Annotated in this window: 13 protein-coding genes; 8 read left to right on the forward strand and 5 right to left on the reverse strand. The window is 70.4% G+C overall.

The annotated features are described in order from the left end of the window. Positions 1-4: 4 nt before the first annotated feature. The 4 genes from ACT4N7_RS00470 to ACT4N7_RS00485 all read left to right on the forward strand — a co-directional run bounded on the left by ACT4N7_RS00470 (position 5) and on the right by ACT4N7_RS00485 (position 3,422). Positions 5-1,045 (forward strand): ABC transporter substrate-binding protein, encoded by a 1,041-nt coding sequence (locus ACT4N7_RS00470; RefSeq protein WP_444826506.1) that lies wholly within the window; start codon positions 5-7, stop codon positions 1,043-1,045. A gap of 91 nt (positions 1,046-1,136) precedes the next feature. After that, positions 1,137-1,847 (forward strand): ABC transporter permease, encoded by a 711-nt coding sequence (locus ACT4N7_RS00475; RefSeq protein ID WP_444826507.1) that lies wholly within the window; start codon positions 1,137-1,139, stop codon positions 1,845-1,847. Then, on the forward strand, positions 1,844-2,626 hold the full coding sequence (locus ACT4N7_RS00480; RefSeq protein WP_444826508.1) for an ABC transporter permease: 783 nt from the start codon (positions 1,844-1,846) through the stop codon (positions 2,624-2,626). The genes ACT4N7_RS00475 and ACT4N7_RS00480 overlap by 4 nt, the downstream gene beginning before the upstream one ends. A gap of 4 nt (positions 2,627-2,630) precedes the next feature. After that, the gene (locus tag ACT4N7_RS00485) at positions 2,631-3,422 is read left to right on the forward strand and encodes an ABC transporter ATP-binding protein (RefSeq protein WP_444826509.1); all 792 of its coding nucleotides are present in this window, start codon (positions 2,631-2,633) and stop codon (positions 3,420-3,422) included. Positions 3,423-3,473: 51 nt separating this feature from the next. Here the strand turns inward: ACT4N7_RS00485 and ACT4N7_RS00490 are convergent, their stop codons facing one another. Both ACT4N7_RS00490 and ACT4N7_RS00495 read right to left on the reverse strand, forming a co-directional pair. Further along, the gene (locus ACT4N7_RS00490) at positions 3,474-4,268 is read right to left on the reverse strand and encodes an LppU/SCO3897 family protein (protein ID WP_444826510.1); all 795 of its coding nucleotides are present in this window, start codon (positions 4,266-4,268) and stop codon (positions 3,474-3,476) included. Positions 4,269-4,448: 180 nt separating this feature from the next. After that, entirely contained in the window at positions 4,449-4,997 is a 549-nt protein-coding gene (locus ACT4N7_RS00495) for an LppU/SCO3897 family protein (RefSeq protein ID WP_444826511.1), read from the reverse strand. 229 nt (positions 4,998-5,226) lie between these two features. Between ACT4N7_RS00495 and ACT4N7_RS00500 the strand changes: the two genes are divergently transcribed. Then, positions 5,227-6,888, forward strand: coding sequence for a DNA repair helicase XPB (locus ACT4N7_RS00500; RefSeq protein ID WP_444826512.1), 1,662 nt, complete (start codon positions 5,227-5,229; stop codon positions 6,886-6,888). A gap of 57 nt (positions 6,889-6,945) precedes the next feature. Here the strand turns inward: ACT4N7_RS00500 and ACT4N7_RS00505 are convergent, their stop codons facing one another. From ACT4N7_RS00505 to ACT4N7_RS00515, 3 genes are read right to left on the reverse strand one after another with little or no spacing between them, the layout of a single operon-like run. Next, positions 6,946-7,752 (reverse strand): serine hydrolase domain-containing protein, encoded by an 807-nt coding sequence (locus ACT4N7_RS00505; protein ID WP_444826513.1) that lies wholly within the window; start codon positions 7,750-7,752, stop codon positions 6,946-6,948. Positions 7,753-7,773: 21 nt separating this feature from the next. Continuing rightward, the gene (locus tag ACT4N7_RS00510) at positions 7,774-8,211 is read right to left on the reverse strand and encodes a PPOX class F420-dependent oxidoreductase (protein WP_444826514.1); all 438 of its coding nucleotides are present in this window, start codon (positions 8,209-8,211) and stop codon (positions 7,774-7,776) included. 41 nt (positions 8,212-8,252) lie between these two features. Further along, positions 8,253-8,774 (reverse strand): NADAR family protein, encoded by a 522-nt coding sequence (locus tag ACT4N7_RS00515; RefSeq protein WP_444826515.1) that lies wholly within the window; start codon positions 8,772-8,774, stop codon positions 8,253-8,255. 38 nt (positions 8,775-8,812) lie between these two features. On the opposite strand from ACT4N7_RS00515, the gene ACT4N7_RS00520 reads away from it, so the two are divergent. The 3 genes from ACT4N7_RS00520 to ACT4N7_RS00530 are packed head-to-tail and all read left to right on the forward strand — an operon-like array spanning position 8,813 to position 11,614. Then, the gene (locus ACT4N7_RS00520) at positions 8,813-9,760 is read left to right on the forward strand and encodes an o-succinylbenzoate synthase (RefSeq protein ID WP_444826516.1); all 948 of its coding nucleotides are present in this window, start codon (positions 8,813-8,815) and stop codon (positions 9,758-9,760) included. 55 nt (positions 9,761-9,815) lie between these two features. Continuing rightward, positions 9,816-10,997 carry a GAF domain-containing protein gene (locus ACT4N7_RS00525; RefSeq protein ID WP_444826517.1) on the forward strand — a complete coding sequence of 394 codons (1,182 nt, stop codon included), beginning with the start codon at positions 9,816-9,818 and terminating at the stop codon, positions 10,995-10,997. After that, positions 10,994-11,614: a response regulator gene (locus ACT4N7_RS00530; protein ID WP_444826518.1), complete on the forward strand. Its 621-nt coding sequence runs from the start codon at positions 10,994-10,996 to the stop codon at positions 11,612-11,614. Before ACT4N7_RS00525 ends, ACT4N7_RS00530 begins: the two co-directional genes overlap by 4 nt. Positions 11,615-11,709 lie beyond the last annotated feature (95 nt).

Here is an 11,709-nt window from a genome sequence, read left to right on the forward strand (position 1 = left end):
TCCAATGCTTCGACGCGTTACCGCCAAACGGGTCGCCCGCGTCCGTCTGCCGATCGCGATTCTGGCCATGACGACGCTCGCCACGCTCAGCGGCTGCGGCCTGCTCGGCGGTGACGACGGGGAGTCCTCCTCGGCGCAGTCGAGCGCGTCGGCCGGGCTGGAGAAGACCAAGATCAAGGTCGGTGTGCTGCCGATCGTCGACGTCGCCCCGTTCCACTGGGCCGTCGAGCAGGGCTACTTCAAGGCCGAGGGCCTCGACGTCGAGCCGGTCGTCATGCCGAACAACACCGCCACGGTCAACGGCATCGTCAACGGCGACCTCGACGTCGCGTACTCGTCCTACCCGGTGCCGCTGCTGCTGCAGAGCAAGAAGGTCGCCGACTTCAAGATCCTCTCGGACGCGCTCTCCGGCAAGCCCGGCCACGCCGCGGTCGTCGCCCCGCCGAACTCGCCCCTGAAGAAGCCCGCCGACATGCCCGGAAAGCGGATCGCGCTCGTCTCGCGCAACAGCATGGCCGAGTTCGCGCCGCGGGCGGTGCTCAGGACCCAGGGCGTCGAGTTCTTCGACTCGACCCTGATCGAGATGCCGTTCCCGGAGATGATCCCGGCCATGGAGCGCGGCGACGTCGACGGTGCCGTGGTCGTGGAGCCGTGGGTGACCACGGCGATGAAGAGGCTCGGCGCGGTGCCCGTGTTCGACGTGACCTCCGGTCCGACGGCCGACATGCCGCTGTCGGGCTACTTCGCGGTCGCCGGGCCCGGCAAGTTCGCCACCACCAGCCCGAAGACGATCCTCGCCTTCCAGCGCGCGCTCGCCAAGGCGCAGGCCGACGGCGCCGACCGGGCCAAAATGGAGCAGATGTTCGTCAAGCACGCCAAGATCGACCAGCAGACCGCGAACCTGGTCACGCTGTCGAACTACCCGACCTCGCTGGAGCCCATCCGCATCCAGCGGGTGGCGAACCTGATGGCGGAGTTCGGCGCCCTCAAGGATCCCCTCGACGTCCGCACGATGATCTTCAACGCGGGCAACGCGGGCAAGTGAGTTCTGCGGTGAGGAGCCGTACACAGTGAGTCGTGGGCCCCGAGTTCCCCGGAGCCTGATCGGTCTGGCCTGCCTCTTCGCGGTGTGGGAAGTGGCCAGCCGGACCGATCTCGTGCCGAGCTTCTACCTGCGGCCGCCGAGCGTCGTACTGCCGACGATGGTGCGACTGCTCGGCGACGAGACGTTCCTGCGCGCGGCCCTTGCCACAGTGCTCGCCACGGTCATCGCCGTGGCCATCGCGATCGCCATCGCGGTGCCGTCCGGGCTCGTCCTGGGCAGCGTCCCCGCTGTGCGGCGGGCCGTGATGGTGGTCATCGAGTTCCTGCGGCCGATCCCGTCGGTCGCGCTCATCCCGCTGGCCCTGCTGCTGGTGGGCACCGGGCCGGACACCAAGATCACGCTCGCGGTGTACGGCGCGCTCTGGCCGATCCTGTTCAACACCATGTACGCGCTCGACGAACTCGACCCGCTGCACGTGGAGACGGCCAGGGTGTTCGGCACCGGCCGAACCCGGGTGCTGACCAGGGTCGCGCTGCCCAGCGCGGCGCCGTTCGTACTCACCGGCGTCCGGCTCTCCTTCGCCATCGCGCTGGCCGTGGCGATCAGCACCGAACTGTTCGCGGGCGGCACCAAGGGCATCGGCACGTTCGTCCTGGAGGCCAGCAGCGGCGGCAGCCAGATGGACCAGGTGCTCGCGGCCACGGTGCTGGCGGGCCTCATCGGCTACGCCGCCAACGCGGGCCTGGAACGGCTGCACGCGAGGCTGTTCGCCTGGAACGCGCCCAGGGGGGACGGCTCATGAGGCTGGTCGGCGGCTTCGCCCAGCGCTGGGTGCTCTTCTTCGTGATGATCGGCGTCTGGGAGCTGGCCACCCGGTCCGCGGCCAGCCAGTTCTTCCCGCCGCCATCGGAGATCGCCGCCACGGCGCGCACAGTCTGGTTCTCCTCGGCGTTCGGCGACGACATCGTGCCGGGCGTGAGCCGGATGCTCGGCGGCTGGGCGATCGCCGGGCTCATCGGCATCGCGCTGGGCATCCTGCTCGGCCGGTCCCGCACCGCGATGGCCTACCTCGGCCCGCTGTTCAACTTCATGCGGTCCATCCCGCCGCCGCTGCTGGTGCCGTTCTTCGTGGCCTCGGTCGGCGCGACGAGCATGCAGTGGCCCACCATCGTCTTCGGCGCGATCTGGCCGGTGCTGCTCAACACCGTCGACGGCGCCCGCGGCGTGGACGCGACCAAGGTCGAGACCGCCCGCGCGTTCCGGCTGTCCAAGCTCCAGTGGACGCTGGGCGTGGTGCTGCCCTCCGCGCTGCCGAAGGTCTTCGCCGGGCTGCGGCTGAGCCTGTCCATCGCGGTGATCCTGATGGTCATCTCGGAGCTGGTCGGCTCCGAGAACGGCATCGGCTACCAGCTCGTCCAGGCCCAGCGCGACTACGAGCTGCCGACCATGTGGGCCTGGATCGTGCTGCTCGGCGTGCTCGGCTACCTGTTCAACATCGCGCTGCTGATGCTCGAACGCCGTGCCCTGGCCTGGCAGCCGCGGCACTCGTTCGAGGCGCAGTCCCTGGCTACCGGAGGATGACCGCGTGACCACCATGCTCGAAGTCGCCGACCTCGGACACACCTACCAGGCCAAGGACGGCGCCCACGACGCCATCGACGGGCTGTCGTTCACCGTCGAGGCGGGCGAACTCGTCTGCGTCGTCGGACCGTCCGGCTGCGGCAAGTCGACGCTGTTGCGCGCCATCGCCGGGCTCATCACGCCGAGCCGCGGCAAGATCAGCCTGCACGGCACCCCGGTCGACGGGGTGCCCGCCGACCTCGCTGTCGTGTTCCAGGACTACAGCCGCTCGCTGTTCCCGTGGCTGACGGTGGCCCGGAACGTGGAGTTCCCCCTGCGCACACTGGCCAAGGCCGAGCGCAGGCAGCGGGCCGCGGACGCGCTGGCCGCGGTCGGCCTGCGGGACGCGGTGCGCAAGTACCCGTGGCAGCTCTCCGGCGGCATGCAGCAGCGGGTGGCCATCGCGCGCGCCCTGGCCTACCGGCCCGCGCTGCTGCTGATGGACGAGCCGTTCGCCTCGGTCGACGCGCAGACCCGGTTCGAGCTGGAGGACCTGCTGCTGCGGGTGCGCCGCGAGCAGGACACCACGGTGCTGCTGGTCACCCACGACATCGACGAGAGCGTCTACCTGGCCGACCGGGTGCTCGTGCTGTCGAAGTCGCCCGCGACCGTGGTCGCCGCCCTGGACGTCGCCCTCGGCGCGGACCGCGACCAGATCACCACCCGCTCCAGCGACCGGTTCGTGGAGCTGCGGGCGAAGGTCGCCGGGCTGCTGCAGAACGTCCCCAAGGCTGTCGAGCAGCAACCTGTTCGCTGATAGCCGGAAGGGGCCCTTCGACCAGGTCGAAGGGCCCCTCGGATTCCGGTCTTACGGGTTCTTCCCGCAGATCACCACGGCAGGCTCGGAGTAGATATAGCCGTCGTTGACACCCTCCACACCCTCGCAGGCCGACGCGTCGGACTTGCCCTCGACGACCTCCAGCACCTCGAACTGGGCGGCGCCGCAGTCGACCTTCTTGGCCTGGTCGGCCTTGGTCAGGTCGGAGAAGCAGTCGCCCTTCTTGGCGTTGAGCATCAGGCACAGCGAGAAGCCGGAGCCCTGGCCGCTCTGCTCGTACTCCAGGTAGTCACCGGTGGTGGGGCAGGTCGCCGCGCTGCTGTCGAGCTTCTTGGCGACCTTGAACACCGCGTCCGCGCTGTTGCAGTCGATCTTCTCGACGTCGGCGTTGGTCGCGCTGGCGTCGTTGACCTTGATGCAGTCGCCCACGCCCGCGGTGGCCGCCGACTTGTTGAAGTAGACGAACACGCCGACGCCGACCGCGATCAGCACGACGAGGCCGATCACGATCCTGACGATCTTGCCTTTGCCCTTGCTCTTCGCGGGCGCACCCTGCTGCGGCGGCGCGGCCGGGAAGCCGCCGGGCGGGGGCTGCTGGCCGTAGGGCTGGCCCGGCTGACCGGGCTGCTGGCCATAGGGCTGGCCCGGCTGGCCCGGCTGGCCCTGCTGGCCGGGTTGCTGGCCGTAGGGCGGGGGCTGCTGGCCGCCGTAGGGCGGCGGAGTGGGCTGACCGCCGGGGGGCGTCGACGGCCCCTGGTTGTAGGGCTGCTGCGGCTGCCCGCCCTGGGGAGAACCGAACTGGCCCGGCTGCTGCGGGTTGGACATTTGGGTACACCTCGTGGAGTTCCAACAACGGAGTCTGCGATACCGCGAGAATCGCAAACCCCCCATAGGACGCGACCCCTGCGGCGGTGCAATCTAGCGTGCCGCCCCGGCAACCGGGGCGCGAACCGGCGAAAAACGCCGGTGAATCACTGACCGTGACTGTCCGAACGCGATAGTCGACTATGGCGCGGTCGGTGTCTGGATGCAGAACACGAGCGGGGGCTCCGGGTAGCCGAGTCCGTTGCTGCCGGGACACGGCGTCGGGTCCGTCGAGCCCTCGATCACCTCGGTGATCTTGATCGCCTCGGTCGACTCGCAGCCCGTGACGCGGAACGACTGGTTGGCGTCGTCGGCCTCGTAGCACTTGCCCGCGGCGAAGTTGGGCATCAGGCAGAGCAGGTTGTCCGTGTTGCGCAGTTCGCGGTACGCGCCCTCGGGGCAGCCCAGTTCGTCGGCGTCCTTCTTGGTCGCGATCTTGAACGTGGCGGACTCGTCGCCGCAGTCGACGAGATCGACCTTGGCCGTGTCGTCGACGCCGGTGACCGCGGCGCACTCGCCCTCGGCGTAGGACGGGTCGGCGAGGACGTACCGGTAGACCAGGAAGCCGCCGCCCGCGATGAGCACCGCGACGAGCGCGATGAGCCAGACCGGCATGAGTTTGCGGGGCTTGGCCGTGGCGACCGGACTCTCGTCCGGGGTCTGGTCCTCCTGGTCAACGGGGTTACTCATGCCATCCCCTCGCAGGCTCGGTGATGCCGCTCGCGGGCGCCCTGTATCAATGATTCGCTCGCTAGCTCGCTCATGCGTGTCGCCTCTGCGGTGGTGGGGTACGGCCGCGTGGAAGGTAGCCGCCGGGCCCCCGGGCCTGGCAACCACGGTTACCGAACTGTGCCCGGGACTACCCTGGCCCTCTTCGGCGTTTGCGACACTAGTGCCGAACCGAAGAGCGAGGGGACACGTGACCGACGGCCCGCTGATCGTGCAGTCCGACAAGACCCTCCTACTGGAGATCGACCACCCCGGCTCGAATGACGCCCGAATGGCCATCGCGCCGTTCGCGGAGCTGGAGCGCGCCCCCGAGCACGTGCACACCTACCGCGTGACGCCGCTCGCGCTGTGGAACGCGCGGGCGGCCGGGCACGACGCCGAGCAGGTGGTCGACGCGCTCTCGACGTACTCGCGCTATCCGGTGCCGCAGCCGCTGCTGATCGACATCGTGGACACCATGGGCCGGTTCGGGCGGCTCACGCTGCAGAACAGTCCCGCGCACGGGCTGGTGATGGCCACCATCGACCGGGCCGTGCTGGAGGAGGTGCTGCGGAACAAGAAGATCGCGCCGATGCTGGGCGATCGGATCGACCCCGACACCGTGCTCGTGCACCCCAGCGAGCGCGGCAGGCTCAAGCAGGCGCTGCTCAAGGCCGGCTGGCCGGCCGAGGACCAGGCGGGCTACGTCGACGGCGAAGCACACCCGATCAGCCTCGTCGAGGCCGATTGGGCACTGCGCGACTACCAGCGAATGGCTGTCGACTCGTTCTGGGCGGGCGGCTCCGGCGTGGTCGTGCTGCCGTGCGGTGCGGGCAAGACGTTGGTCGGCGCGGCCGCGATGGCCAAGGCTCAGGCGACAACGCTGATCCTGGTGACCAATACCGTGGCGGGCAGGCAGTGGAAACGCGAGCTGATCGCGCGGACCTCGCTCACCGAAGAGGAGATCGGCGAGTACTCCGGCGAGCGCAAGGAGATCCGCCCGGTCACCATCGCCACCTACCAGGTCGTCACCCGCAAGACCCGAGGCGAATACCGCCACCTGGAACTCTTCGACTCCCGCGACTGGGGCCTGGTCGTCTACGACGAAGTCCATCTGCTGCCCGCGCCCGTCTTCCGAATGACCGCCGACCTCCAGTCCCGCCGACGGCTCGGCCTGACGGCCACCCTCGTCCGCGAAGACGGCCGCGAAGGCGACGTGTTCTCCCTGATCGGCCCGAAACGCTACGACGTCCCGTGGCGCGACATCGAGGAACAGGGCTGGATCGCCCCCGCCGAATGCACCGAGGTGCGCGTCACGCTCACCGAGAACGAACGCATGCTGTACGCGCTGGCCGAACCCGAGGAGCGCTACAAACTCTGCTCGACGGCGGGCACGAAGACGGCGGTGGTCAAGTCGATCCTGGCCCGCCACCCCGACGAGCCCGCGCTGGTGATCGGGGCGTACCTGGACCAGCTTGAGGAACTGGGTGCCGCCCTGGACGCACCGATCATCCAAGGCTCCACCAGGAACAAGGAACGCGAAGCCCTCTTCGACGCCTTCCGCCGGGGTGAGGTGCCGACCCTGGTGGTGTCCAAAGTGGCCAATTTCTCCATCGACCTCCCCGAGGCGTCGGTGGCCGTCCAGGTGTCCGGCACTTTCGGCTCCCGCCAAGAAGAAGCCCAACGCCTGGGCAGATTGCTCCGCCCCAAGGGCGACGGCAGGCAGGCCCACTTCTACTCGGTCGTCTCACGAGACACTTTGGACACCGAGTACGCCGCCCACCGCCAACGCTTCCTGGCCGAACAGGGCTACGCCTACCGAATCTGCGACGCGGACGACCTCCTGGGTCCCCCAATCCCCGAGGTCACCTGACCCACGCACCCCTCGACCCCACCACTTCCAGCGCACCCCGACCCACAGGGCCGCCCGTCACCCGAGATCAGCCAGCACAGCGTCCGTGAACGGCGGCCAAGCCCGCACCGCCCACTCCCCGAAGTCTCGATCAGCCAACGCCACACAGGCCACACCGGCATCCGGGTCGACCCACAAGAACGTTCCCGACTGCCCAAAATGCCCGAACGTCCGCCCCGAACTCGACTCACCAGTCCAATGTGGACTCTTGGCGGACCGAATCTCGAACCCCAACCCCCAATCGTTCGGCTTCTGCATCCCGTACCCCGGCAGCACCCCGTTCACCCCGGGAAACGCCACCCCCGTCGCCGCGGCCAACGTCGACACCAACGACGGCGCCTGCAACTCGGCGGCGAACCGAACAAGATCAGCACACGTGGACACCGCGCCCGCCCCCGCGGACCCCGTCAACACAGACGCCGTCATCCCCAACGGCTCGAACACCGCCGCACGCAGATAGTCGGCGAACGGAATACCCGAAGCCGCATACACGGCAGCGGCCAAAGCATCGAACCCTGCGTTGGAATAGATCCGCCGACTACCGGGCGCCGCCTGCACCGCGGGCGAGTCGAACGCCAGACCAGACGTGTGTGCGGCAAGGTGCCGGACCGTCGACCCAGGCGGCCCGGCGGGCTGATCCCACTCGACCGCCCCCTCCTCCACCGCCACCAGCACCGCGTACGCCGACAGCAGCTTCGTCACCGACGCGAGCCGGAACGGCCGGTCCTGGTCGCCGTGGCTGCCGAGCAGCGACCCGTCCGCCGCGACCACCGCCACCGCGACGTTGTCGACCGGCCATTGCGCCACCGCCTGCAAGCTCCGCATGGCGCGACCCTACGAGAGCCGCTAGTCGGCGATCTCAGCCAGGGCGATCGTCTTGGTGATGGTGCCGAACACCAGCAGCTCCCCCGGCACGGTGTTGCGTCGGCCGAACGCCTCGGCCGCGTCCGCGCCCATGTACCGGGCGCCGAGGCGAGTACCCCAGTCGAGCATCACGTCGAGGTCTTCGGACAGCTCGGCCTCCGCCTGGAACTGGACGAAGCTGTACGGCGCCGACTCCAGGTCGACGCACATCGCGAAGCGCGGGTCGCGGCGCAAAGCCTTGCCCTTCACGGTGTCCGCGCCGGTCGTGAACACGATCCGGTCGACGTCCGCAGCGGTATCGATGAGGAACCAGATCGGCGCCACATGTGGGGCGCCGTTCGCGCGGACAGTGGCCAGCTTGCCGGTGCGGGTGCCGTGGCCGACGAAGTCGAGCCACTCGGCGCGGTCCATGTGGTACATGCCGCCGACACTGCATCATCCCAGCCGATCACGCACGTCCATCAGCGCGAACCCAGCAGGTTCAGCCCGCGCCACCGGGACGGAACGTCCGCGTCCGGGTTGTCGGCGGCGAGGCCGATGCCCCAGACGGCGTCGAGCGGGCTGGCCTCGACCAGTTCCGCGCTGCCGGTGGCCCGCAAGAAGGCCGCCAGCCGCGGGTTTTGGCCGAACTTGGCCTCGTTCGCGCGGACCACGATGTCGTAGCGGTGCGCGCGCCACACCGCGTCGTCGTAGTCGACGACTTTGCGGCCAAGGCCCTTGGCCTCGTCGGGACCTTCGGCGGCGAGCACGCGGGCGGCGGTGGCGGCGTCGCCGAAGAGGCGGGCCTTGGCGGCCATCATGTAGTGCTCGGCGGTGCGGTAGTGGTCGCCGTCGAGGTCGAAGCCCGCCCGCCACCACTGGCTCAGGCAGGATTTGGTGATCCGGCCGTCGGCGGCGGGGCGGTGGCCCCAGAAGAACAGGAACTCGACCGGCGCACCCGCGCGCTCGCGGGCCAGCAGGTCGTCCAGGCGTGGTGTGGACACCTCGGTGAAGCTAGTCGGCAACATGCCACGATGCGCGGGTGTTTCCCGACGACACCCGCGTCTACGCGATCCCCCTGCGCACCCGGTTCCGCGGCATCACCGTGCGCGAGGGTCTGCTGCTGCGCGGCGCCGCGGGCTGGGGCGAGTTCTGCCCGTTCGCCGACTACGACGACGCCGAGTCCGTGCCGTGGCTGGACAGTGCCCGCGAGGCCGCCGACCGCGGGTGGCCCGCGCCCGTGCGCGACCGGATCCCGGTCAACTGCACCGTGCCGGTGGTCTCGCCGGAGCGGGCGCACGAACTCGTGGCCGCGTCGGGCTGCGGCACGGCCAAGGTGAAGGTGGCCGACCCCGGAACATCCCTTGTGGACGATTGTGCGCGAGTGGCCGCCGTGCGCGACGCGCTCGGGCCGGGCGGTCTGGTCCGGGTCGACGCGAACGGCGCCTGGGACGTCGACGCCGCGGTGGCCGCGATCCGCGCGCTCGACCGGGCCGCGGGCGGTCTGGAGTACGTCGAGCAGCCGTGCCGCACGATCGAGGAACTGGCCTTGGTGCGCCGCCGGGTCGACGTACCGATCGCGGCCGACGAGTCGATCCGGCGGGCGGCGGACCCGCTGCGGGTGGCCGTGGCGGGGGCGGCGGACATCGCGGTGCTCAAGGTGGCGCCGCTGGGCGGGGTACGCCGCGCGCTGGCGGTCGCCGAGGCGTGCGGGCTGCCGTGTGTGGTGTCCTCCGCGCTGGAGACCAGTGTGGGCCTCGCCGCCGGGTTGGCGCTGGCAGGCGCGCTGCCGAGGCTGGACCACGCCTGCGGACTCGGCACGCTCTCGCTGCTCACCGCCGACACGGTGACCGAGCCCCTGCGCCCGGTCGACGGCTGGCTGCCCGTGCCCGCCACCGCGCCCGCGCCGGACGCGCTGACCGAGGCCGACGACGACACGCGCGCGCGGTGGCTGGCCCGGCTCGACCGGATTGCCGCGTTCGGCGAGTGATCCACTCTCCGAACGGGGATATACGGGCAGGCCACGGTGTGTCATGGTGGGCCGCATGTCGGTCAGGGACCGTGGCGCCGCGGAGCGGGTGAGCGATCAGGAGAATGTCCTCGACGCGCTCCTGCACGAACGCGAGGGCCTGCTGACCGTGCTCGACCGGGTGGTCGCGCTCAACGGCACGGCCCGGCTCATCCGGGACGTGGTCGGCGTGCACGCCGGGTTCGTCGCCGACCTGGAGACCCCGGACGTCGCGGTGATCCGCTGGCTCGCGGGCAACCGGACCGACTCGCTGCAGAACCTCGCGGTGCCGCTCGGCCAGGGGGTCGGCGGGCAGGTGGTGGCGCTCGGCAAGCCGGTGCGGGTCAGCGACTACGTCACCGCGCCGACGATCACCCACCAGTTCGACCAACAGGTGCGCGGCGAGGGCCTGTCCGCGCTGATGGCGGTGCCGATCATCGACCCGACCGGCTCGCGGATCGTCGCGGTGGCCTACGCCGCGCTGCGCGAATCGGCCGACTTCGGCGACGACGCCGTCCAGCGGCTGGAGAACGTCGCCGCGCAGGCGGCCCGCGCGCTACACCTGGCCACCCTCGCCGACTCCACAAAGGACAGAGCGGTTTCCGGTGAGCGACAGCGGATGCAGGCCGCGCTGCACGACTCGGTCGGCGCGATGCTGTTCTCCATCGGCGCCCAGGTCCGCGACCTGCACACGTCGATCAGCGACAACCCCGGCCTCGCCGAGCGGCTGCACCGGCTGGAGCGGGACGTCTCGGCCGCGTCCAGCGCGCTGCGCGAGTCGCTGCTGGCGCTGTCGGAGTCCACGCCGGAGCGGGCACTGCCGGTCGAACTGGCCGAGCACTGCCGCTCGTTCGAGGCACGCAGCGGCGTGACCGCGCGGTTCGTGCAGCTCGGGTCGCTGCGCCCACTCGATGTCGAGCGCAACGCGCTGCTGGTGTCGGTGGTCCGCGAGGGCCTGCTCAACGTGGAGAAACACACCCGCGCGTACACCGTGGTGGTGAGCCTGAGCGCGAGCAACGACGGCGTCCAGGTGGTCGTGGCCGACGACGGCGTGCCGACCGCGTCGGACGAAGCGCCGGTCGGCTCGGGCATGGGTGTGCGGGCGCTCGCCGAGCGGGCGGCGCGCCTCGGTGGCCGGGTGAGCCTGGTGCGCGACGACGACGGCGGGACCACCCTGCGGGCCTGGCTGCCGGACGTCGAGAAGCGCGACCCGATATGACGGTGAACGTGCTGGTCGTGGACGACCACCCGGTCGTCCGGGACGGGGTGACGCTGTTGCTGCGGTCGGACCCGGCGCTCAAGCTGGTCGGCGCGGCGGAGTCGGGCCGCGCGGCGATCTGCATGGTCGGCGAACTGCGGCCCGACCTGGTGCTGCTCGACCTGCGGCTGCCGGACATGCTGGCCCCGGAGGTGATCACCGAGTTGCGCAAGGTGCACCCGCCGACGCGGATCGTGGTGTTCACCGCGCACAGCGACCACCAGGGCCTGCAGGCCGCGCTCGACGCGGGCGCGGACGGCTGCCTGCTCAAAGACGTCGCGGGCACCGACCTGGTGTCCGCCCTGCGCCGGGTGCTACGCGGCGAGCGGGTGATCGATCCGCGGATCATGCCGAGCGCGGACGCCCGCTCGGCCGCGCTCGCCCGCAGCGGGCTCACCCGGCGCGAGTACGAGGTGCTGCGACTGGCCGCGCAGGGCCAGACCAATCCCGAGATCGCCGAGTCGACCGGGCTGACCCGCAACACGGTCAAGACCTACCTGCAATCCGCGCTGCACAAGCTCGGGGCCCGCAATCGGGTCGAGGCGATCGGCAAGGCGAGTGAGGCCGGACTCCTCTGATCGCAAGGTACTGGCGGACCATTCCCGATCGGACAGTCGTGTGGTTTGCCACCATGCCAGTCACGGGCGCAGCACGATTTGCCCCCTACCTCTCC

This window comes from Actinokineospora sp. (assembly GCF_052390155.1).
Taxonomy (GTDB): Bacteria; Actinomycetota; Actinomycetes; order Mycobacteriales; family Pseudonocardiaceae; genus Actinokineospora.

Coding starts and splice junctions, on each gene's coding strand:
- ACT4N7_RS00480 (WP_444826508.1), top strand. CDS start 1,844: ATGAGGCTGGTCGGCGGCTTCGCCCAGCGCTGGGTGCTCTTCTTCGTG.
- ACT4N7_RS00530 (WP_444826518.1), top strand. CDS start 10,994: ATGACGGTGAACGTGCTGGTCGTGGACGACCACCCGGTCGTCCGGGAC.
- ACT4N7_RS00525 (WP_444826517.1), top strand. CDS start 9,816: ATGTCGGTCAGGGACCGTGGCGCCGCGGAGCGGGTGAGCGATCAGGAG.
- ACT4N7_RS00505 (WP_444826513.1), bottom strand. CDS start 7,752: ATGCGGAGCTTGCAGGCGGTGGCGCAATGGCCGGTCGACAACGTCGCG.
- ACT4N7_RS00495 (WP_444826511.1), bottom strand. CDS start 4,997: ATGAGTAACCCCGTTGACCAGGAGGACCAGACCCCGGACGAGAGTCCG.
- ACT4N7_RS00510 (WP_444826514.1), bottom strand. CDS start 8,211: ATGTACCACATGGACCGCGCCGAGTGGCTCGACTTCGTCGGCCACGGC.
- ACT4N7_RS00490 (WP_444826510.1), bottom strand. CDS start 4,268: ATGTCCAACCCGCAGCAGCCGGGCCAGTTCGGTTCTCCCCAGGGCGGG.
- ACT4N7_RS00470 (WP_444826506.1), top strand. CDS start 5: ATGCTTCGACGCGTTACCGCCAAACGGGTCGCCCGCGTCCGTCTGCCG.